Origin of the sequence: Arthrobacter sp. QXT-31, from assembly GCF_001969265.1 — a bacterium.
Lineage (GTDB): Bacteria > Actinomycetota > Actinomycetes > Actinomycetales > Micrococcaceae > Arthrobacter.
In genome coordinates, this window is record NZ_CP019304.1 from 4,618,538 (window position 1) to 4,640,182 (window position 21,645).

Consider the following 21,645-nt stretch of genomic DNA (forward strand, 5'->3'; position numbering starts at 1 on the left):
CTCAGTAGTTGGTGAGCAGCGTGTTCAGGACGCGTGCGCCGAACTTCAGAGACTCCGCCGGGACCCGCTCATCCACGCCATGGAACATGCCGGTGAAGTCCAGGTCGTCCGGCAGCTGCAGGGGTGCGAAGCCGTAGCCGGTGATGCCGAGCTTGCTGAGGGCCTTATTGTCGGTTCCCCCGGACAGCGTGTACGGCAGGACCTTCGCGCCGGGGTCCTCCGCGTGCAGGGCATCAATCATGGAGTCCACGAGGTTGCCGGAGAAGGGCACCTCGAGGGAGACATCCTGGTGGACGTAGCTGACGTCCACGCCGCTGCCGGCCAGCTCCCGGACGATCTCCAGGACGTGCTCCTGCTGGCCGGGAAGGGTGCGGCAGTCCACGAGCGCCTCGGCGGATTCGGGAATGACGTTGTGCTTGTAGCCGCCCCTGAGGAGTGTCGGGTTGGAGGTGTTCTGCAGCGTGGCCCCGACGAAGCGGGACACCGTGCCCAGTTCCTTCAGGAGCCGCTCCGGATTGTCGGGGTCGAATTCGACGCCGGTCAGTTCTGTCACGCCGTCGAGGAACTGGCGGGTGGTGTCGGTCAGCTCGATGGGCCACTCGTACTCACCGATCCGGGTCACTGCGGCCGCGAGCCGGGTGATGGCGTTGTCGGTGCTGATCTGGGACCCGTGGCCGGCGCGGCCGTGGGCTACCAGCCGCAGCCAGGAGATGCCTTTCTCTGCGGTCTGGAGCAGGTAGGTGCGCTGGCCGCCGATGGTGGCAGAGAAACCGCCCACCTCGGAGATGGCCTCTGTGGCCCCATCGAAGAGTTCGGGCCGGTGCTTGACCGCGTACTGGGAGCCGTGGACTCCGCCGGCCTCTTCGTCTGCGAAGAAGGCAAAGATGATGTCCCGCTTGGGCTTGCGTCCGGTGCGGGCAAAGTCGCGCAGGACGGACAGGATCATGGCGTCCATGTCCTTCATGTCCACGGCGCCGCGGCCCCAGATCAACCCGTCCTTGAGTTCAGCGCCGAAGGGGTCCACGGACCACTGCTCGCGCAGGGCGGGAACCACGTCGAGGTGGCCATGGACCACCAGGGCGCTTGCCGAGGGGTCCTCCCCTGCCATCCGGGTGACGACGCTGGCCCGGCCTGGCCCAGACTCGAATATCTCGGCGTCCAGCCCCACCTCACTGATCAGGCCTGCTGTGTATTCGGCCGCCGCACGTTCTCCGGGACCCGAGCCGTCACCGTAGTTGGATGAATCGATGCGGATGAGCTCCTGGCAGATGGTGACGACTTCATCCTCTGGCCGAACGTGAGACATTGATCACTCCTTGATGCAGGGAAAACGCGGAATCATGCGGGTTTAGGTGGCTTTTGGCTGCCTGAACGTCCAGGTTCAGCCTACCCAGTCGACTCGATTCCATGTTTGCCGAAAGTTCGTGTTAGAGTTTTTCTCGCTGCTTCGGAGAGCGACGAACTGCTGAAAGGCGGAGAGAGACCTTCGAAATACCACCTGCGCGGGTGGCGGAATGGCAGACGCGCTAGCTTGAGGTGCTAGTCCTCGAAAGGGGGTGGGGGTTCAAGTCCCCCTCCGCGCACAAAGGGAGAACCCCGGGAATCCACTGGATTCCCGGGGTTTTGTCGTTTCTGCAGCCACGCTTCTGCGGCGCAGCGTCGGGGACCAGCCAGCCGTCTGTCGGAATGTGGCCCTGCGCGGGCATCTCCGGACTGTTATGGATCTGGAGCGGGCTGGCGGAGGAAAAGAAAGAACGCTTCCGTTACGTATTGCGTCCTGCATGCTCGGGGTGAACGAACGGGAATCGAACAAGCCCGGAAGTCTCTACAACACCATGGTCCTGCTGGGTCCTGACGGCATGCTCTGGAAGCATCGCAAGTTGATGCCCACGATGCATGAACGCCTCTTCCAATGGAATTGGTCACGGACAGGACCTGAAGGTCACCGAGACCTCCGTGGGCAAGGTTGGCGGCCTCATTGCTGGGAGAACCGCATGCCTCTCGCCCGGTACGCTCTGTATCGCCAAGGCGTGCAGATTTGGGCAGCCCCTACTGCCGATGACTCTGAGGGCTGGATTTCCACGATGGGCCTCATCGCTATCGAGTCCGGCGCCTTTGTGGTCTCGGTGCCGCCATACATCCCCCGCTCGGCGTTTCCCGATGACTTCCCCGTTCAGTTGCCAGGTGACGCTCAGGTGTTCGGGCGAGGTGGAGTTGCAATCTTCGAGCCACTTGACGGCCGTGCCATAGCAGGCCCGCTTTAGGACCAGGAAGGGATCGTCGCCGCGGATATTGACTTGGGCCGCACGCTCACGGCGAAGTGATACTTCGACGTGGTGGGTCATTACGGCCGTGAAGATGTCCTCTACCCGCATGCCCCGACCCTGCACCCCTGAAGCGGCAGCGGCCGCCGTTGACGGCGGAACTCGGCACCCCATAGGCTTCGGCCAGAGGTGCCGGGATGAGGTGCCCTAAAACAGGATTCGGGGGGAATCACCATGTTTGGTAAATCAACGCGCGTGGCAACGGCAGGATTGGGAGCAGCGGCGCTCCTGGTGGCGGCCGGTGCATTACCGGCCAACGCGGCCAGCACCGAAGGCAGGCAAACATTCACGTACGACAACTGCTTCATAGATGACGAGATGGGCCTGGTGTCCTGCTTCGAAGGCAGCCAGCGGAGCATCGAAGTTCGGACGCCGTCTGGCGTGGTCATCATCCAGGGCGAGAGCGAGTTCTCCGACACGACAACCCACCGCGGTGAGACCACCACGTCGACGGGGGCCCACAAGTTCGTCAGTGTCTTTGCCTCATATATAGACGGACTCTTCTTCGAGGCGAACGTCATCAAACTTGATGGGACAAGCACCACAACTTTCTCTGATGGAACCACGTGCATCTTCGAGACGGACTTCGTCTCCGGAACCGAAGATCTCAGGTATGACCACGGCACGTTGACCTGCACAGCGCCCTGATTGCCGCAGAGGGCCTGGGCAAGGTCTTGCACCAGGCTCAGGCCCTCGAACCTTACTCCCGCGGGGATCAGTGGCCGGACAGCTTCGCCGAGGCCCCCCGAACAGCAGACATCGCCTCCACGGCCGCCCTGTCCCGCGGCTGGAACTATACCCGCTACGTCGCCCGGATGGCGCAGGACCTGCGCACCAAGCACACAGAGCCGGCCGGAGCGTAACGAAACCGGCGGTCAGCTTCACGCTGGGCGCTGTACCGCACAATGGTGACGGGCAGGCCACGGTGGCCGTCCCGCCGGAAGTGCATCAGATGAACAACCAGCACTTCCGGACTACATCTATGGGGAAATCATGAGCAATCAATACCACCTAGCCGACGGCTCGCCACGCTACGGGCACCGGACCGAGGCATCACCTGCCGGCATTGCATCGCCGGCTACCGTCCGCGTCGAAGAAGCCGCAGAAGGCGCCGCTCGCCTGGGTCTGGACGACATGGCCGCCGCCATCGACCGCCGCCTGGGCAGTGCCTGGGCCGACACCCAGGCCCCGGCCCTGGCCGCCCTGCGGCAGGACAACCCGGAGGAGCTGGCGGCCGCCCGCGAGCTCGTCAAGCTTCACCTGGGCTCCCAGCGGCAGTGGCGGCTGAAGGCCCAGGCAGTCCGGGATCAGCAGCTGGCCGGCCTGGTAGCCCGGCGCAAGGCATCCGGCAGCGCCCGAGAAATCCTGGCCCTGCGCCTCGGGCTCCTGCTGGTACTGATCGCCCCACCGGCGTACATCGTGGCCACCGACCAGGAGAACTACGCGAAGCTCCTGATCGTCGGGATCATCTGCCTCGTGGCGGCCCTGGCCGGCGGGCATTTCCTGACGATCCGCGCCCGCGTCCCGGTGATGCCGGTCATCCGCGGGCCCTGGCTGAACGAACTGCGAGAGGACATTGTCAACGCGACCCTGGTGGCCATCCTGCAGAACAAGGGCGTCGCTCTGGACGCCCGGACTGTTGCGGCAGGCCGGTGCGGCTGGGAAAGCATCCAGGCAGCATCAAAGGCTGTGGCGGCACTCCACGGATAGCCGGTCCCAGAACATGAAGAAGCCCCGGCACGTTTTCATCGTGCCGGGGCTTCTCGTTGCCACTCAGGCGGTGCGCTGTTTCCGGCGCCTCCGGAACTGTTTGATGATGAGGATCACGCCCAGTGGGATGGTGAATACCAGCGTGAACAGAGCACCGATACCGCCGACGGAGACGCCGTCGCTTTCGTAGCCCACCACGACTGCCTTTCCAGGATTCGAATCGCTGTAGATCACGGTGACGTCGTCCCCGACCCTGGGGTGCTGCTCGTGATCCACATTTGCAAAGGTGCGGCGGATGACGCCGTCAGCCGACATATATTCCACCGTGATGTCCCGGTTCGACGCCTTCCGGACGTCGTCGAAGTCAACGATGGTGCCGGTGACCTGGGTCCCCGTGCGCGCGAGATCCTCATCCGAGTCGGTCATCGAGGATCCGATCCCGATCATCACGGGTCCGGTCAGGAGCAACAGCGCGACGAACGCGAAGCCTCCAAGGCTGGTCCAGAAGGTCTGAAATTTTCGGGGTACGGCGGTATCCGGGGAAGTCACGACGTCCATTCTTCCTGACCACGGGTGAGAGACCGGCCAGCGGGCCGGCCTCCCCCGGCTGTCACTCCGTTCAGAGCGGGCCATAGCTTGCGTTACCGTAGGATGCGCGCCAAGAGGCGAGGTCGTCTTCTACAGCCCTGCGGAGATCAGGGGTCGCACGGATGCGTTGCCGGAAGGACTGCCGCGCCCGGCCCATCACCACCGATGGGACCAGGATGCAGGCCACCAGGAGCGCCACTGTGAACAGGTAAATGCAGATCACGCCCGCGAGACTAGCGGCGCCCCGGGCACTGATTCCTGGCAAGGCCGGGGCCAATATCCCGCCCAGGATCGCGGCCAGCGCTGAAACCATCATGATGCCGCCACGGACCGAGGCGGGGAAGGGAACTGGTGTTGTCATCAGCAGGCCGGTACGCCCGAATCCACTGGCCCGTCCGTGGGGCGGATCCACAGGTCGTTGATCACCTTGTACCAGACGTTGCTGGTGGTCCCGGTGGGGCGGCCGGTCGCTCCGTCGTAGATGGTGTATGAGGCGCCGGTGGTCACGCACTGGACCTGCACCCTCGTGCCCTGCGCCACGAACGTTCCGCCGCCCGCGGCACAGTTAGCCGCCGTGTCCGGGGCGGAGGTGCTGTTCGTCGGCCATTCGCAGGTACCGGGACTCGCTGTGCCGTTGTCCACCACGAGATACTTCGCCGGGGCTGTCCTGCCGCTTGCCGAAACGGCTGTCCGCTGGCCCAGGTCATCCACCACCGTCACGGTGATGGAGATGGTCTGGTCGTACCCGTTGCCGGTGGTGACGGATCCTCCGCCGGCTCCCAGCGTGCCCGACTTCCCGTCCGATGACTGGTACTCGAGTGCCACCACGGGACGTCCGTTGTTGACGACAGCGCCGACGTCGAACCTCACTGTCGTGGTGACTGTCACCGGGTTGACGCTCGTGGCATGCGGTTTGCCGTAGGGTGCCACGGGGTTGGAATTGGTGACCGGCCCTTCATAGGTGGCACCATCCATGCTGTTCACGGCCCGCACCCCGATGGTGTAGTTGCCGTTGTTGGGCACGCCGGTCCGGATAACCTTGTCGGCCGGCACCGCCGTGAAGCCGCCTCCATTGACCTGGTACTGGTAGCTGGGGGTCGCCCCGTTGCCAGCGGCCTCACCAAAGGAAAGCTGCACCGCGTTGTCGAGCGGATCAGCGCGGACGCCGGGGACAGCTCCAGGGGTGCCGAAGGCACGGCGGGGGTCCGACGGCGGACTTGCCGCTGAAGTGCCGGCCTTGTTTTTGGCCACCACGGTGAAGGTGTAGTCCGTCGCGGAGTTGCCGACGGTCACGGGCACGCTCAGCTGGCTGCCGGAGACCGTGGTGCTCGCCACCGTGGATCCTCCCTGCATGGCGTTGACGGTGTACGTGTCAATCGAAGCACCGTTGTTCGCTGCCGCAGCCCACGACACCAGCATGATCGAATCCGCCCCGCCGGAGGTGGAACGCGTGGTGGCGGGTTTGCCGGGAGCCCCCGGGATGCCGGCAGGGATCATGCTGGCCGAATATGCGCTCCATTCTGAGGGGTCAGGCGCCTTGTTGGAGGCCTGGATCCGCACCTGGTAGGGGGTGCCGTTCTGCAGTCCCGTCCACCGGTAGGAAGTTCCCGTAACCCGGCTTGCCCGTGCGTTACCTCCCGGGGGTGCCGGTGAGATCTCCAGGTTGTAGCTCTCCACCGGCGAGCCCGGGCTCCTCGGCGCTACCCAGTTAACTGTGAGCGACTTGTCTCCGAAAACCAGCGTGGGTGCCGCCGGGGTGTCCGGTTTTGCATCCGGGCGTGCAGGTGCGGAAGCAGGTGATGGTGCCGAATCGCCCACCTCGTTGGTGGCAACCACGGTGAAGGTGTATTCCACGTTGTTGGTCAGGCCCGTCAGAGTGCAGGTGGTGGCGGGGCACTGCTGCGAGAATCCTCCGCTGCCGCTGACCTTGTAACCGGTGATCGCTGCTCCGTTGTTGGCGGGAGGGGACCAGTTGAGGACCACGGTGCGGTCGCGTACCTCTCCGACGGTCGGCGTGGACGGCGCATCCGGTTTGTCCTTGACCGTGAGCCGGATCCGGCCGTCGATTTCGCGCTCGGCGTCCTGGGTCTTGTCCTGGACCCGGTAGCGGACCACCATGGTGCCCACGAAATCCCCGGCGGGGGACACCGTGACCGTGTCACCTTCCACTGCCGCGGTGCCCGTCCCGGTTTCGACGGCGGCGCTGAGGACTTTCAGCGGTGTTTCCGGGAACGGGTTGACGTCATTGTCCAGCACCTGCACCCGCTGGGACTGGCCGGCGCGGGCGCTGGCGATGACGTCGTCGTTCGCTGCCGCCAGCGGACGGTTCGACGCGACCACGCGGACGTCCACGGCCCCCTTAACCGGTGCGCTGCGCCCGTCCGTGACGGTGACGGGCACGGTAATCCTGCTTCCCTTGGCCGCGCCGTCGACGGTGGCTTTGAAGACGCTGCCGTCCAGGGCGGCCCTGATCCCGGCGGGGATTTTTCCCTGCAGGGCAAAGGTGAGCCTGTCCTGGTCTGCTTCGTCCACGTCCGAAGCCACCTGGCGCAGGTCCAGCGTGGCTTCCTCGCCCACCGCAGCGTCGAGGCTGCCCGACGGGAACGTTGGAGGATGGTTCCGGGCAGGGTCGGGCAGGACGGTGATGCCGATCGTCAGTACCGCCTTACGCCCGTCGGGGTCGTCCGCGCTTGCGCCGTCCGTCACTTCCAGGGAAACTGCCGCCGGACCGGAGTAGTCGTCGGCAGACGTGAACACAATGGTGGCCGCATCCTTCACCAGCGGCGCTCCGTTGGAAGCTACCGCCTGGACCTTGGAATCCTGGGTGATCCGGGGGCTCTTGCCGGGACGGACCACCACGAGGTCCTGCAGGTTCATAGTGAGTTGCTGGCCGCTGACAACTTCCAGCGGCGCCGTGCTTTTCAGCGCGGGTGCCTGCCCGTCCAGGCCTGGTACCAGGATGAAGGCCGTTGAGCTGAGCTTGTCCATGTCCGTTACGGTGTACGCGACGATCTGGGGCTGGCTTTCCAGCCGCACGGTGACCTTTCCGGGAGCAGAGACGCTGGCGGTGGGTGCTGCCTGCGGGAAGGTGATCTTCAGCTCGGCGGCCACTCCGTCCGGGTCTTCGTCGTTTTTCAGCACGGGAACTTCGACCACCGTCTTACCCAGAGTTTCGGCAAAGGTCACGCGGTCGTCCCGGGCGATGGGGGCCAGGGTGGCGGCATCGCTGCGTACGTGGACTTTCAGGGTTCCGACGGCGGTGCCACCGCGGCGGTCGCTGATTTCGTAGCGGACAATCGCCGTGGCGGTTGGTCCGGAAGGCGTTGGCGCGGTGAGCTGCACCCGCCCGTCGATGACAGAGGCCTTCAACTCCGGTGCAGCTTCCAGCCGGTTGGCGGCGAGGGTGACATTGTCGCCGTCGGGATCGGAATCATTGGCCAGCACGTCCACTGACACGTGGCGGCCGGGGAGGACCGTGATGCTGTCCTCAACAGCCACAGGGCTCTGGTTGGACCCAGGGGCGGGTGCAACACCCACGCTCACCCGCGCTGTGGACCGCGCTCCGAAACGGTCCTCCACCACGTAAGAGAACGTGTCCTGTCCGGACGCGTTCGCCGGAGCCGTGTACTCCACATAGTGGGCTCCCACCACCGCAGTTCCCTTGCGGGGTGCCTGCTCCAGCCCCACCAGGGTGACGGAGTCGCCGTCGGGATCGATGCCGTCCAGGGGAATGACGATTCTCGTCGTGTTGCCGGCGACGACCCTGCCGGTGACGTGCTGCGGAAGCGGCCTCGAGTTCGCGCCCGCTGCCCGGATGTGGATGGTCACCTGCGCGGAGTCTTCCTGGCCGTCAGGGCCGGACACAGCGTAGATTGCGTGCACGGTTCCGCCGGCGTTCCCCGCCTTGAACCGCAGCACGTCCCCGGAGACGGCCAGGAAGCCCTGGGCGGAGTCGATTCCCTGCACCAGGACCGGCTTGAGCTTCAGCTTGGCGCCGTTGGGGTGGGAGTCGTTGGCGAGGACGGCGATGGTGGCCACATCGTTGGCGCGGACGGTGATTTCATCCGGGGCTGCGACGGGCGGGACCAGTTTGGCGGGCGCCGGAATGGGCAGGATGGTCACCTCGCCCGTTGAGCTGGCCACGCCGTTGGACACGGTGTAGGTCAGGCTGGTGGGCGCCGTCAGCCCGCGGACATCCGTGATGCGCAGGATCTGATGATTCACCACAGCGACGGCCACCGCTGAGTTCCGGGGAAGACCAACGGACTGGATGACGAGGACGCCTCCGGCCGGATCCGAGTCGTTGGCGAGCGCGTCCACGAGCACTTCGCCGCCGGCGGGAAGCAGCGCGACATCAGCGACGGCCACCGGTCCCCCGCTTCCGGCGGCGGCGGCTTTGACGTCCATCCGCACCAGCCCCTCGGAGCTGTGCGGCCCGTTGGTCACCAGATACGTGGCGTAATACGTGCCGGGATTGGCTGCACGGAAGGTGAACGTCCCGGTCCGGTAGTCGGGGGTGATCTCCTGCCCCGGGGGGCCTGCCACGCGTGTGAGCCGCAGCCCTTCCCCGGTGGGGTCGCTGTCGTTCTTCAGGGGAGAAACCAGGATGTCCTGGCCGGCGGTTCCCGCAACGTGGTCCGCGTTGGCTTTCGGCGGAAGGTCGCCCTTGGCCCGTACTTCCACCACCACGGTGCCCTCGACCTGGTCCCGTCCGTCAGAGACGATGATCGCTACGTCTTTTTTCCCAAGGGCGGATCCCACATCCTGGAACGTCAACAGGCCGTCCGCCCGGGTCCGCACCTGGTCGCCTTCCCGGGTAGAGCGGGCGCCCAGCAGCAGCAGGTCGTCGCCGTCGGGATCTCTCCAGTCCGTGAGGACGTTCTGGGAGATGCTCTTGCCCTGTTCCAGGATGATCGTGGGCACGCGCCTTTGTTTCGGCGGCTCGTTGCTGGCAGCATCCTTCACCGTCAGGCTGACCGTGGCTCCGGCCGTGCCGCCGCGGCCGTCACTGGCCTGGTACTGGAACCGCGACGTTCCGGTCGCATCTGCCGGCACTTTCACCTGCAGGCCGGTGCCGTTGTAGACCGACTGCACGGTTCCGGCGGCGGGGTTGTCGCCCTGGAGCTGGACGGTGAGGACGTCACCGTCCGGGTCCGAGTCGTTATCCAGGATGGGCAGGACGGTGGTCCTGCCGGGGCGCACGCCGAACTGGTCATCTACCGCCGAGGGCGGACGGTTCTCCTTCGTGCGGTCCGGGAGGGTGTCCACCGGGTTGTCATCGGCAGCTGGGTCGTCCTGGTCCTCGGTCTTGTCCGGCGGAGGAATGATCTCATCCCAGTTGGCTACGAGCCTCATGTTCTCGGTGACCAGCCAGACGTTGCCGGACGTGACGTCATTGAGGACCACGATGTCGCGGTTCACGCGGAAGACCAGCTGGGACCGGGCGCTTACGCCGGGAATGTCGGCGCGGCTGTTGTCTGCGGGGTTTGTGCATTCGCGCAGGTACTTGCCTTGCCCTGACCATGCGGCATAAACGCAGCCGTTGACGTGGACCGGAGTGGCGGGGGTTCCGGTCGTTCCAGCGTCTACAACCGTCGCGGCGGAGCCGTCCAGTGGCTGCCTGATGAGGCCCTTCTCGGTGGCGGCGGCGACAAAGTCTGAGGCGGGGCCGCTTTGCTGCAGCTGCGCCCCTGCCGCGTCCGGCACCTGCGTCACCCGGCCTCCGGGAAGATGAAGGGATCCGCCTTCGGCGTCGAACACGACCGGCTTGTCCCCGACGGCGGCCACCTGGAGGTTTTCTTTGTTGCGGATCTGTGCGTACTGGACGCTGTCGCGGGAGTCCACTCCCCCGGTCGCATCCACACGCAGGGTGGTCACCTCCCCGCGTGCCGGATCCGCTGCGTGCACGACGTCGTCAACTCCTACCGTTGCGACGATCCCCTGGGCGTCGCTGACGGCGGGTTCCTGTGAAGCGAAGTCGATGGAGCCGAGCATGCTGCTCTCGGTCACCCAGAGACTGCCCGACGCCGGATCAGCCACGGCGACGGCCTTTTCCCCGAAAGCCGGGACGGCGGCTCCCGGCAACTGCTGGGGAGGTTCAAGGGTGACGGTGGAGACCCTGACCCTGCCCAGGGATGCATTGCCGCGGTCCGCGACGAGCACACTGCTGCTGTGCTGGAGGATGTCGAAGTCAGAACTGGCGGCCATGAGGCCACCGTCCAGAGTTTTCGACTGGAAGTTCAGGTGGCCTACCAGGTTCAGCTCGGAATTGGTTACCCACACGCCGCCGTCGTTGAGGTCGACGTGCGTTTCCTTAAACCCTGGGTGGATAGCCGCTGCCGCAACCAGCAGTCCTACTGCCGAAAACGTGGTTGCCGACGCCAGCGCCCGTTGTTTTGCATGCGTCCATAAACGAAGCGGCATCCGTCCCCCAGTTTCGCGATTAGCCCGAAGCTAATATACGCGGGCTGGCGGGCAGTCCAGACCAACGTTGGAGTGACCGCGGGCTTTGCTTCCGGAATTCAGCCGGCCTGGATAATCAGCTCAACCGGCACTGAGCGGCGGATCGCGTCGTCGACGGGTGAGTGTTCGTCCGCCCAGCGAACCATGTCCTCAAGAACCGCCGCGTCGGTATCGTCCGCGGCAAGGTGGACGGCCGTCCGCAGGCGCAGGGGGCCCGCGGGAACGCCGTCCGTGAGGGCAAGGAGGCCGCGCTCATCGGACTCGCTGTCGACTTCGACCACGAGGCGTGAAAGTGCTATTCCCTGCTCTGCAGCCCGCATGGCGATGAGCGAGGCGAGGCAGGAAGCGGCTGCCGAGCGCAGCAACCAGCCGGGAGTAGGACCAGCACCCTTGCCGCCGACCCCGGCGCCCATATCGGTGACCAGGGACCAGCCGTGTGGCCCTTCCACCCGTACGGACAGTCCGTCTCCCAACACCGCGGTGGCCCTCGAATCGCGGGAGCGAGCCTTGTCCGGCTGCTCGGTAAGGTATTCCCGCGACGTCGTGATGGCTCGGGCGATCTCTGACTGCGCCATGGTGGCTCCCGCTTTCCGGTGTGCTCCTTGCAGGGCGCCAACACTACCGCTCGTCACCGGCACTGGAAAGAAGGCAACCGCGGTGACTGGCCGCGGCGGTGAACGGATAATAATCCGCAGGGGGCGGCCATCGTGTGAAAGGCGGCGGGAGCAAATGAACCTCTCTGACATCAGCGGGCTTTTCCCCGGGCTCAAAGACACCATCTACCTCAACACCGCCACCACCTGCGTCGGCTGCACCCCTGCCAGGGAAGCGTATGAGCGGGCAGCCGAACGCTGGTCGACGGGGCGCTTCGACTGGATGGAAGCAGAGCAGGCGGGCGAGGAGGCCCGCCGCATGTTCGCAGAGATCATCGGGGCCAATGCGGCGGACATTGCCATCGTCCCCGCCGTCAGCACCGCCGCAGGGATCGTGGCCGCCAACCTGCCGCCCGCCAAAAGGGGCGAGAACATCGTGGTGGCAGAAAACGAATTCGCGTCCAACTACTACCCCTGGCTCCTGCTCAGGGAACGGGGTTACGACGTGCGCACTGTCGCTGCGGAAGAGGATATCGTGCCGGCTGAGGCCCTCGCCAGGGCAGCCGACGGCGGAACGCGCCTGATCGCGGTAAGCGCGGTTCACCCCGTCACCGGGTTCCGTGCCGACCTGGCCTCGATCAGCCGTATTGCAGCCGGCTCAGGCGCCTGGTTCTTTGTTGACGCCTGCCAGGCGGCCGGCGCGGTCCCCCTTGACGTAGTGCGCGACAGCGTGGACTTCCTGGCCACCGCCAGCCATAAATTCCTGCTCGGGTCGCGGGGCATGGGCTACCTCTACGTCCGGCCCGGGCTCATCGATCGCCTCCAACCGGTCCTGGCAGGGTGGAAGGCTGCCCGCGAGCCGTTCGAGAGCTTCCTGGGCCCGGCCATGGAACTGTCCTCTACCGCGTCAAAGCTGGATGCGTCCCTGGCGTGGTTTCCGGCCCTCGCTGACCGGGCCGCGCTCGCTGTCATCCACGGATTGGGCATCGGCGCGATCCTCGAGCGCAACGCACAACTTGCCCGCCATCTGCAGAGCGCACTTGAGGCCGAGGGCGTCAGCTACCGGTTCTTCCCTGAGAAGCACCGCTCCACCATCATCTCGGTTCCGGTCAGCGATGCGGATGCCGTCATGGCCCGGTTGCGGCGGGCGAACGTGGTGGTGTCCGTCCGTGCTGGCCGGATCCGGCTGGCACCACATTTTTACAACCGCGAGGAAGAACTGCTCCGGGCCGCGGAACTCATCGCGGGCCGGTGAGCGGAGTGCGGATTCCCGTCAGGTGCCGGTTGCGGGTTTCGATAAGCCCTTGGAGATAGCGCGCCAGGAAGAGTTTCTCCGCCACTCGTCCCAGGATTCCGAACGGCGCGGCAAAATCAATGCGGTCCACCATCACGGTTCCGGCCGGTTCCTCGCTGAACTCGTGGACGTGCCTGAAGCGAAGGAACGGCCCCCGGACCTGCTCATCAACGAAGTAGTGCGGTGCCTGCATCTCGGTAATCCGGCTGGTCATGCTTATCGGCAGCCCGAAGTGCCAGGCGCGCCAGGTCACCTCCTCGCCCAAAGAGATGAGCCCGGAGGTGACGCCTGCAACGGCTTTCTCCCGGGAACGGGCCATCGAGTCCCTGTGCGCGTCGATGCTCCGGGACAGGTCAAACAGCTCCGTCACGCCCAGGGTTGTCCGTGAGGTGCATTCGAAGGTGACGGCCATGGTCCGAGTATGCCAGCGGATCAACCGAAGGCACTGATAGGCGTACGCTATCAGTGCCCCGGAGACCAGACCCCCTGAAGCCTTGCAGGACCGTGCCCGGGGCGACGAGGAACCGTACCGGTAAAGGAGCCAGCGTGGACACGCGGAAGCTGAAGTATTTTCTGGCCGTGGTGGACCACGACGGATTCAACCGCGCCGCGGAACACCTCCTTATTGCACAGCCGTCCCTGTCCCAGACCATTGCCAGCCTGGAGAAGGACCTGGGCGTGCCCCTGTTCCACCGCATCGGCCGGCGGGCCGTCCTCAGCGAAGCGGGGAAGGAACTCGTGGGCCCGGCCCGCCTGGTCATGCGGGACCTGGACGCCGCCCAGTCCGCAGTGCAGGCACTGCGCGGCGTCCGGAGCGGCCGGCTGGACATCACCACCATGCCCTCCCCCGGCATCGAACCTCTCACCTCGATGATTGCCGCCTACACCGGTTTGCATCCGGAGGTCCGCCTCAACGTCAGCGCGGCCTTCACGCCTGAGGAGGTCATTGAATCCGTGCGCACGGGCAGCACCGAGATCGGCCTGGCTGGATCATCCAGCCCCATCCGGGTTCCGGGGGTCAACGTCCTGGATCTTGAACGCCAGCCGCTGATCCTCATCATCAACCCGCGGGCGGACACGTTCCCTGCGGGTGCCACCCTCCAGCGTGAGGATCTGGGCGGCCACCGGCTGATCGCCAGCCAGCGCGGATCCCTGATGCGCTGGCTCGTGGATGATGCCCTGGCCCACGGCGTCGAAGTCGAAATCGTCGTCGAAGTCGCGCACCGGACTTCCATCCTGCCCCTGGTGCTGGCTGGGGTCGGGCATGCGGTCATGCCTTCCTCCTGGGCTCCGACCGCCCACAAGGCCGGACTCCGCACGGCGCAGATCGAACCGGTCTCCCACCTGGATGTGGCCATCCTGAGCAGGAAGGAGGGCCTGACACCGGCTGCGAGCGCGTTCCTGAAGGTTGCGGAACGGCATGCCTCGCAGGAGGCGGGCATTGCCTGACCGCGTTCGCCCACGCCTCTCATAGGCTGAGCCTATTTACCGGATTGAATCTTGGTCTTGGACGCATGAACCGGCTGTGGCCTCTACTTGAAGAGGAAGAAAACAGTGTGATCGCGATAACAGGAACGCACTGCCAGAACACTCAACGAGGAGACAGTCACATGACCGCCACCCAGAAATTCAGCATCGCATCCATCCCCGCAGACGGCGTGGGCAAGGAAGTCGTCGCAGCAGGCCGCCGCGTCCTGGACGCGCTCGCCGAGAACTCCAACGGCAAGTTCGCCTTCGACTGGACCGAGTTCCCCTGGGGCTGCGGATACTACGAGAAGACCGGCCAGATGATGGACCCCAAGGGACTGGACGCCCTCAAGGACTTTGACGCCATCTACTTCGGCGCCGTCGGCTGGGAGAACGTGCCGGACCACGTGAGCCTGTGGGGCTTGCGCCTGAACATCACGCAGAACTTCGACCAGTGGGCCAACATCCGCCCGGTCAAGTTCCTGCCCGGCGTACAGTCTCCGCTCCGCAAGGCAGACAACACCGAGCTCGACTGGATCGTGGTCCGCGAAAACAGCGAAGGCGAGTACGCGGGCCTGGGCGGCCGCAACCTCAGCGGCCGCGGCCCGGGCAACGAGGTGGCCCTGCAGACGGCGCTGTTCACCGAAAAGGGCTGCGAGCGCATCATGCGGTTCGCCTTCGACCTCGCCCGCACCCGCACCGTCAAGAAGGTCTCCTCGGTCACGAAGTCCAACGCCCAGCAGTACGGCATGGTCCTCTGGGACGAAGTCTTCAACCGCGTCGCCCTGGACTACCCGGACGTCCAGACCGAAAGTGTCCTGGTGGACGCCATGAGCGCCAAGTTCATCCTCAAGCCCGAGGAGCTCTCCGTGGTGGTGGCCTCCAACCTGAACGCCGACATCCTCTCCGACCTCGGCTCCGCCCTGGCCGGCAGCCTCGGCCTGGCCGCCAGCGCCAACCTGAACCCGGAGCGCCGCTTCCCGTCCATGTTCGAACCGGTGCACGGCTCCGCCCCGGACATCGCCGGCAAGGGCATCAGCAACCCGATCGGTGCCATCGCCAGCGCAGCCCTCATGCTGGACCACTTCGGCCTGCACGAGGAAGCCCGCCGCGTCGAGGCCGCGATCGAAGCAGCCACCGGCTCCGGCCACCTGACCCGCGACGTCGGAGGCGACTCCAACACCGAAGACGTCACCGGGGCGATTATCGAGGCACTCACCCTCGCGCCTGCCGCCGTCTAGTTCCAACTTTTCCGCGGAGGCCCCTTCCTAAGCGGCGTCCCCAAGGCCCCGACGCGAGCTTGCGAGCGTTGGGAAGGGACCTCCGCGGGCGGCCTGACCGCCGCCGTCGAACATCCACCCATCAGACTTGATCCAAAGAAATTCCACAATGAGGTAGGAATCATGGAACACATCACCACCGGCCACGCGGCGCCGGCACCCAAGACGCGCTGGTACCGGCAACTGTACTTCTGGGTCCTGACGGCCATCGTTGTCGGCATCCTCGTTGGCTGGCTGACCCCGAGTGTGGGCATCGCCATGGAGCCCATCGGCACCACCTTCGTCGATGCGATGAAGATGCTAATCGGCCCCATCGTCTTCCTCACCATCGTCGGCGGGATCGCCAGCGTCGCCGACCTGAAAAAGGTGGGGATGACGGGCCTGAAGGCCCTCACCTACTTCCAGATCGGCACCATCTGCGCCATGGTCTTCGGCCTGGTGGCCATCAACCTGTTCCGCCTCGGCGACGGGGTCAACGCCGATGCCAGCAAGATCGAGACCTCCGAATCCGCTGCCAAGCTGATTGACGCCGGCCAGCACCAGGAATGGTGGGAATTCCTGACCCACATCATCCCGGAAAGCATGGTGGCACCTTTCGTTGAGGGCAACATCCTGCAGATCATCTTCATCGCCGTGGTCTTCGGCATCGCCCTGAACGCCATGGGCAAGGTCGGCGCCCCCGTGCTCGAGGGCGTGCAGCGCCTCACCGGGGTGATGTTCAAGATCCTGAGCTTCATCATGAAAGCCGCCCCGGTGGGTGCCTTCGGCGCCATGGCCTACGCCGTGGGCAAGTTCGGTGTCTCCTCGCTGACCAGCATGGGCGGACTGATCGCCCTGTTCTACATCACCTCGATCCTGTTCGTCGTCGTGGTCCTCGGTTCGATCATGGCCTTCCTGAAGCTGAACATCTTCAAGATGATCCGCCACCTCAAAGAGGAATACATGCTCATCCTGGGCACCTCCACCGCGGAACCGGCGCTGCCGGGCCTGATGCGCAAGCTCGAGCACGCCGGCGTCAAGAAGGAAACCGTGGGCCTGGTCGTCCCCACGGGGTACAGCTTCAACCTCGACGGCGCCGCCATCTACCTCTCCCTCGCCGCCCTCTACATCGCCCAGGCCACCAACACCGACCTGAGCATCGGCCAGCAGCTGGGCCTGCTCGCCGTCATGCTCCTGACCTCCAAGGGCGCAGCAGGCGTCGCCGGCGGCGGCTTCATCGCCCTCACCGCCACGCTCACCACACTGGGCACCATCCCGGCCGCCGGCATCATGCTGATCTTCGGCATCGACAAGTTCATGTCCGAATGCCGCGCCATCGTCAACTTCACCGGCAACGCCGTGGCCACGCTGTTCATCGCCTGGTGGGACCGCACCCTCGACGCCGACCGCGTCCGCCGGGTCTTCAACGGCGAAACCGTCGAACCGATGCCCACCGAGGACCCGGTCCACCTGGACGAAGTCACCGACATCGACGACGACCTCACCGAATACGGCCACCACGGCCCCAAGCACCCCGCCGCGGAAGAGGACCCAGGGCAGGACCCGGCACCCCGGCACGCCGCCGACGCCATACCCTCCACGCCTTCTGACCGCCGCCCCGCCTACTCGGAATCCGTCTGACATGAACAACACCACCGCCCCGAAAACCGTGCGGACCCTGATCGCGCCCGACAAGTTCAAAGGCAGCCTCACCGCCGCTGAAGTTGCCAACGCCCTGGCCGCCGGGCTTCGTTCAGCACCCGACTTGTCCGGGGGTGCCGGAGCGGTGCACTGCGAGCTCCTTCCCCTCGCGGACGGAGGTGACGGCAGCGTCGACGCCGCCGTCGCCTCCGGCTTCACCCGCCACACCGTCACCGTCACCGGCCCCTCAGGCCGGCCGGTCCAGGCGGGCATAGCGTTCGACGGCGTGACGGCAGTTGTGGAGGTAGCGAACACCTGCGGGCTGGCACTTCTCCCGCAAGGCCGGCTGGAACCGCTGGATGCATCGAGCTGTGGATTCGGCGAAGCGGTTCTGTTCGCGCTCAGCCTGACCCCGGCCAAGGTAGTCCTGGCCCTCGGCGGCAGTTCCAGCACGGACGGCGGAATGGGCATGCTCGGCGCACTGGGTTACCGCTTCCTGGACGCGGCGGGCGGAGAGCTCTCCGGCAGCGGGCGGGACCTCGCAAAGATCCGCTCGGTCCGGCATTCGCCCCTTCCGGAACTCGCCGGCGTCGAGCTCGTGGCCGCCAGCGATGTCCGCAACCCCCTGACCGGACCGGATGGTGCCGCCGCGGTGTTCGGTCCCCAAAAGGGCGCAGGTCCCTGGGAAGCCGCGGACCTGGACAGCGGCCTGAAGAACCTGATCGCCATGATGGAGGACTCCGGAGTGGCCAATGCCAGGGGCTTTGCGCGACACGAGGGAGCGGGCAGCGCGGGCGGCATCGGCTACGCCTGCCTGCTGCTCGGAGCGAAACAGGTCTCCGGCGCCGACTACTTCCTGGACCTGCTGGACTTCGATCACCGCAAGGACAGCTGCGACGTCGTCATCACCGGCGAAGGCAGCATCGATGAACAGACCCTGGCCGGCAAACTTCCGGCGGCCGTCGCCAGGAGGTCCGCTGGCCGGCCGATTATCGCGGTGGCCGGGAGGTCCCTGCTCCCCAGGGAACGCTGGTCCGAGATGGACCTGGCCCGGATCTATGCCCTGGCAGATTACACGGACCGGGACTCGTCCAGGGACCCCGGGTTGTCCGCCGCACTGCTCCGGGAAATCGGCCGGGACATAGCAACCGGCTTCCAGTAGCGACAAGGACATGAAGAAAGGCTCCGCACCGGCGGGGCCTTTCTTCATGTGCTTACGCGTTCTCCCGGATGCGGTCTTTCTCAGCGGCTTCCTGCAGCCGGGCGAGGTAGGCCCACATCCTGGATTCCTCTGCCTGCACCTGGGGATCAGGGGTCCCGGCCGGCTTTGATTCCGGGCGTCCCTTGGCTTTCCGGGCCGCTTCTTTCCTGTAATTCCGCCATCCCTCACACGATGAATAGCACATCACCGACCTCCTAACAGTGGGTGTACCTCAATCGTCCTCCCATTGCCGGTGGCTGTCGATCAGTCAGGCGAGCCGCTGACGGACGATGTCACTCACTGCCTTGCCGTCGAAGCGGCCTGCCACCCGCGCGGTCACCGGCTTCATCACGGCGCCCATGTGCCGCACCGACAATTCCGTGCCCTCCGCCCGCAGGCCCGCGATGACGTCGTCGACGATGCTTTCCACCTCGGCGGCGGTGAGAGCCTTCGGCAGGTATGCCTCAATGACCTCCGCCTCGGCGATCTCCGTAGCTGCCCGTTCCGTTTCGCCCGCTTCCGTATAGATGCGGGCGGTGTCGCGCCGCTTTGCCGCCTCCTTCTGCAGCAGTGCCGTCACCTGCGCGTCGTCCAGTTCGACAGGTGACTTCCCGGACTTTTCCCGGGTCTCGATCTCGCCCAGGACGCTGCGCACGGTGCCCAGGGCCACCTTGTTGTGCTCTTTCAGGTGTGCAACGACGTCGCCATGCAGGCGTTCCTTCAGCGTTGTCATGGTGTCCTTCTCTCGCAAGGGGTGCACTTCCATCGTGGACCAGCCAGAGCGGTACTGCCTAGGTTCCGGCACTGACTAGTGCCGCGTACCGTCCGGGATCACTGTGTTGCCGCGTGTCCTTCTCCACTGCACGCGGAGTTCGCACATATGTTCTATGTATGGAAGAGGAACATCCGGGTGAACTTGCCGGGCAGATGTCAATCAATGAGCTCCTTGTCGCGATGGGCGAAGCCCCCGTGGAAAGCATGCTGGATCTGGTGGTTCCGGACGACGCGTCAGCCCTGACGGAGGATCCGCCGCCACTGCCAGGGCTGTGATCCGCATGCAAAGGGATGTGCCCCTGTAGCCTTGATTCCTATGGCTTATCTGCAAGTCCCCGGCCCGTCGCTGCCCGAACAATGGTGGGACCGGGTGGCTGCCGGATTCACCCAGACCGCTGTTCCCTCGGTTTCCGTCACCGAGCTCCTGGCCGTGGTGCTCATCGCGGCCGTACTGTCCGTTCCCCGCGCTACGTGGCGCTATTTCGGCCTGCTGGCCACGGTGACCCATGAACTGGGACACGCCTTCGCTGCCCTGACGAGCGGCCAGCGGCTGGGCGGCATCCGGCTGCAGCTGAATCACGGCGGCACCACCACGTCCTACACCCGGGGCCGCGCCGCCGCGGTGTGGTCCGGCTTCTGGGGCTATCCTGTTCCCGGTGTGACCGGCGCCGCACTGGTATGGGCCGGCTTCAGCGGCTGGGGGCCGGCCGCCATGTCCGCCGGGCTGCTGGTCCTGCTGGCATCGCTGATCTTCATCCGCAACGTGGCCGGCGTGCTGATCCTCCTGGCGGCAGTGTTGGGAGTCGCGGCGATGATCATCAATGTGCCCGCCGCGTTCACCGGCCATGTGGCCATCATCCTGGGCCTTGCGCTCCTGGTTGCTGCCGTCCGGGACCTGTTCAAACTCACCAACGTCCACCTCCGCCGCCGCGACCAGCTCCGCTCCTCGGACGCCTACATCCTCTACCGCGCCACAGCCGTGCCGTCCGGCGTCTGGATCGCGCTGTTCTCCCTGGTGGTCGCGGCCTGCTGGATAGTTGCCTGGCAGCCCATGTCGCAGGTCTTCGGCGCGGCAACATAGTGTGGATCCATGAGTGAGAAGACAAGCACAGTCGAAGCACACAGCAGGGGACGCCATGCCGGGGAACCGAGCAGCACGGAACTGCACGCCGCGGAACCGCGCAGCAAGGACCAAGCAGGCGCGGATCCACACAGCACAAAAGGCGCCTACGTCACCGGCGGCGAGTTCACCCGGGACACCAACTACATCGAGGACCGCATCACCCGGGACGGTACGCCCGGGCCAAACGGTGAACCGGGCTGGCCGGTTGAAGCGGGCCGCTACCGGCTGATAGCCGCGCGGGCGTGCCCCTGGGCCAACCGCACCATCATCGTCCGCCGCCTCCTGGGACTCGAGGACGTCATCAGCCTCGGCCAGCCCGGCCCCACCCACGATGCCAGGTCCTGGACCTTTGACCTGGATCCGGACGGGAAGGACCCGGTACTTGGCATCGAGCGGCTGCAGGACGCCTACTTCAGCCGATTCCCTGACTACCCCCGCGGCATCACGGTTCCTGCAGTGGTGGACGTCGCCAGCGGTGCAGTGGTGACCAACAACTATCCCCAGATCACGCTGGACTTCTCCACGGAATGGACCGAATTTCACCGGCCGGGCGCGCCGAAGCTCTACCCGGAGCACCTGCGCGAGGAAATCGACACCGTCAACAAGCGCGTCTTCACCGAGGTCAACAACGGTGTCTACAGGTGCGGCTTCGCCGGGTCGCAGGAGGCCTACGATGCTGCATATGCGCGGCTCTGGAACGCCATGGACTGGCTCGAGGAACGGCTCACCGGCCAAAGGTACCTGGTGGGTGACACCATCACTGAAGCCGATGTCCGGCTCTTCACCACGCTGGCGCGCTTCGACGCCGTGTACCACGGCCATTTCAAGTGCAACCGGAACAAGCTCAGCGAAATGCCTGCCCTGTGGGCCTACGCACGGGACCTGTTCCAGACGCCCGGCTTCGGGGACACCATTGACTTCGTGCAGATCAAGCAGCACTACTACATCGTTCACGAGGACATTAACCCCACACAGATCGTCCCGGCGGGCCCGGACCTGTCAGGCTGGCTCACCGCGCACGGGCGGGAGTCCCTGGGCGGCAGCCCCTTCGGTGAGGGAACTCCGCCGGGGCCGGTGAAGGCCGGCGAGGAAGTGGCTGCCGGGCACGGGGCCGCCTAACCCGGCCATGACTGATAACAAGGCCGACATGGCTGAAGAAAAGACCGCACGCGGTTCCTGGCCGCGGAGGTTCTGGCGGTCCTGGTCAGC

The 21,645-nt window shown here is 65.6% G+C and carries 20 protein-coding genes and 1 tRNA gene; 13 read left to right on the forward strand and 8 right to left on the reverse strand.

Features of this window, described 5'->3' with window-relative positions:
- Position 1: 1 nt before the first annotated feature.
- Positions 2-1,306, reverse strand: coding sequence for a M20/M25/M40 family metallo-hydrolase (locus BWQ92_RS21115; RefSeq protein WP_076802954.1), 1,305 nt, complete (start codon positions 1,304-1,306; stop codon positions 2-4).
- Positions 1,307-1,500: 194 nt separating this feature from the next.
- On the opposite strand from BWQ92_RS21115, the gene BWQ92_RS21120 reads away from it, so the two are divergent.
- The 5 genes from BWQ92_RS21120 to BWQ92_RS21140 all read left to right on the forward strand — a co-directional run bounded on the left by BWQ92_RS21120 (position 1,501) and on the right by BWQ92_RS21140 (position 4,034).
- Positions 1,501-1,583 (forward strand) — tRNA-Leu (locus BWQ92_RS21120).
- Positions 1,584-1,781: 198 nt separating this feature from the next.
- Positions 1,782-2,264, forward strand: a complete 483-nt coding sequence (locus tag BWQ92_RS24765) for a nitrilase-related carbon-nitrogen hydrolase (protein ID WP_076802956.1) — start codon at positions 1,782-1,784, stop codon at positions 2,262-2,264.
- Positions 2,265-2,498: 234 nt separating this feature from the next.
- Positions 2,499-2,972 carry a hypothetical protein gene (locus BWQ92_RS21130; protein ID WP_157365221.1) on the forward strand — a complete coding sequence of 158 codons (474 nt, stop codon included), beginning with the start codon at positions 2,499-2,501 and terminating at the stop codon, positions 2,970-2,972.
- A gap of 26 nt (positions 2,973-2,998) precedes the next feature.
- Complete coding sequence (locus BWQ92_RS21135; protein WP_076802960.1) at positions 2,999-3,187, forward strand: hypothetical protein; 189 nt, start codon at positions 2,999-3,001, stop codon at positions 3,185-3,187.
- A gap of 130 nt (positions 3,188-3,317) precedes the next feature.
- The gene (locus BWQ92_RS21140; RefSeq protein WP_076802962.1) at positions 3,318-4,034 is read left to right on the forward strand and encodes a hypothetical protein; all 717 of its coding nucleotides are present in this window, start codon (positions 3,318-3,320) and stop codon (positions 4,032-4,034) included.
- 63 nt (positions 4,035-4,097) lie between these two features.
- On the opposite strand, the gene BWQ92_RS21145 is transcribed toward BWQ92_RS21140, so the two are convergent.
- From BWQ92_RS21145 to BWQ92_RS21160, 4 genes are all read right to left on the reverse strand, one after another.
- Entirely contained in the window at positions 4,098-4,583 is a 486-nt protein-coding gene (locus BWQ92_RS21145) for a DUF3592 domain-containing protein (RefSeq protein ID WP_076803879.1), read from the reverse strand.
- 70 nt (positions 4,584-4,653) lie between these two features.
- Positions 4,654-4,983: a hypothetical protein gene (locus BWQ92_RS21150; protein WP_076802964.1), complete on the reverse strand. Its 330-nt coding sequence runs from the start codon at positions 4,981-4,983 to the stop codon at positions 4,654-4,656.
- Positions 4,983-11,045, reverse strand: coding sequence for an Ig-like domain-containing protein (locus BWQ92_RS21155; RefSeq protein ID WP_157365222.1), 6,063 nt, complete (start codon positions 11,043-11,045; stop codon positions 4,983-4,985). Before BWQ92_RS21155 ends, BWQ92_RS21150 begins: the two co-directional genes overlap by 1 nt.
- 98 nt (positions 11,046-11,143) lie before the next feature.
- Positions 11,144-11,659, reverse strand: coding sequence for an OsmC family protein (locus tag BWQ92_RS21160; RefSeq protein ID WP_076802967.1), 516 nt, complete (start codon positions 11,657-11,659; stop codon positions 11,144-11,146).
- Positions 11,660-11,813: 154 nt separating this feature from the next.
- Here BWQ92_RS21160 and BWQ92_RS21165 point away from each other — a divergent pair, with 154 nt between their 5' ends.
- Entirely contained in the window at positions 11,814-12,932 is a 1,119-nt protein-coding gene (locus tag BWQ92_RS21165; RefSeq protein ID WP_076802969.1) for an aminotransferase class V-fold PLP-dependent enzyme, read from the forward strand.
- Here BWQ92_RS21165 and BWQ92_RS21170 read toward each other — a convergent pair.
- On the reverse strand, positions 12,916-13,383 hold the full coding sequence (locus BWQ92_RS21170) for an SRPBCC family protein (RefSeq protein WP_076802971.1): 468 nt from the start codon (positions 13,381-13,383) through the stop codon (positions 12,916-12,918). The two genes, BWQ92_RS21165 and BWQ92_RS21170, sit on opposite strands and share 17 nt — an antisense overlap.
- Positions 13,384-13,517: 134 nt before the next feature.
- On the opposite strand from BWQ92_RS21170, the gene BWQ92_RS21175 reads away from it, so the two are divergent.
- The 4 genes from BWQ92_RS21175 (at position 13,518) to BWQ92_RS21190 (ending at position 18,500) form a co-directional block, all read left to right on the forward strand.
- Positions 13,518-14,420: a LysR family transcriptional regulator gene (locus tag BWQ92_RS21175; RefSeq protein ID WP_076802973.1), complete on the forward strand. Its 903-nt coding sequence runs from the start codon at positions 13,518-13,520 to the stop codon at positions 14,418-14,420.
- A 161-nt stretch (positions 14,421-14,581) separates the two neighbouring features.
- Positions 14,582-15,679: a tartrate dehydrogenase gene (locus tag BWQ92_RS21180; protein WP_076802975.1), complete on the forward strand. Its 1,098-nt coding sequence runs from the start codon at positions 14,582-14,584 to the stop codon at positions 15,677-15,679.
- A 162-nt stretch (positions 15,680-15,841) separates the two neighbouring features.
- Positions 15,842-17,338: a C4-dicarboxylate transporter DctA gene (gene dctA / locus BWQ92_RS21185; protein WP_076802977.1), complete on the forward strand. Its 1,497-nt coding sequence runs from the start codon at positions 15,842-15,844 to the stop codon at positions 17,336-17,338.
- A gap of 1 nt (position 17,339) precedes the next feature.
- Positions 17,340-18,500 (forward strand): glycerate kinase, encoded by a 1,161-nt coding sequence (locus BWQ92_RS21190; RefSeq protein ID WP_172804322.1) that lies wholly within the window; start codon positions 17,340-17,342, stop codon positions 18,498-18,500.
- A 52-nt stretch (positions 18,501-18,552) separates the two neighbouring features.
- Here the strand turns inward: BWQ92_RS21190 and BWQ92_RS21195 are convergent, their stop codons facing one another.
- Positions 18,553-18,744, reverse strand: coding sequence for a hypothetical protein (locus BWQ92_RS21195; protein WP_076802978.1), 192 nt, complete (start codon positions 18,742-18,744; stop codon positions 18,553-18,555).
- Positions 18,745-18,807: 63 nt separating this feature from the next.
- Positions 18,808-19,272: a GatB/YqeY domain-containing protein gene (locus BWQ92_RS21200; protein ID WP_076802980.1), complete on the reverse strand. Its 465-nt coding sequence runs from the start codon at positions 19,270-19,272 to the stop codon at positions 18,808-18,810.
- 158 nt (positions 19,273-19,430) lie between these two features.
- Here BWQ92_RS21200 and BWQ92_RS23685 point away from each other — a divergent pair, with 158 nt between their 5' ends.
- From BWQ92_RS23685 to BWQ92_RS21210, 3 genes are read left to right on the forward strand one after another with little or no spacing between them, the layout of a single operon-like run.
- Complete coding sequence (locus tag BWQ92_RS23685; RefSeq protein WP_157365223.1) at positions 19,431-19,589, forward strand: hypothetical protein; 159 nt, start codon at positions 19,431-19,433, stop codon at positions 19,587-19,589.
- Positions 19,590-19,629: 40 nt separating this feature from the next.
- Entirely contained in the window at positions 19,630-20,394 is a 765-nt protein-coding gene (locus BWQ92_RS21205) for a M50 family metallopeptidase (RefSeq protein ID WP_076802982.1), read from the forward strand.
- Between the two features lie 9 nt (positions 20,395-20,403).
- Positions 20,404-21,555, forward strand: a complete 1,152-nt coding sequence (locus BWQ92_RS21210) for a glutathione S-transferase family protein (protein WP_236783020.1) — start codon at positions 20,404-20,406, stop codon at positions 21,553-21,555.
- The last annotated feature ends 90 nt before the right edge of the window (positions 21,556-21,645 follow it).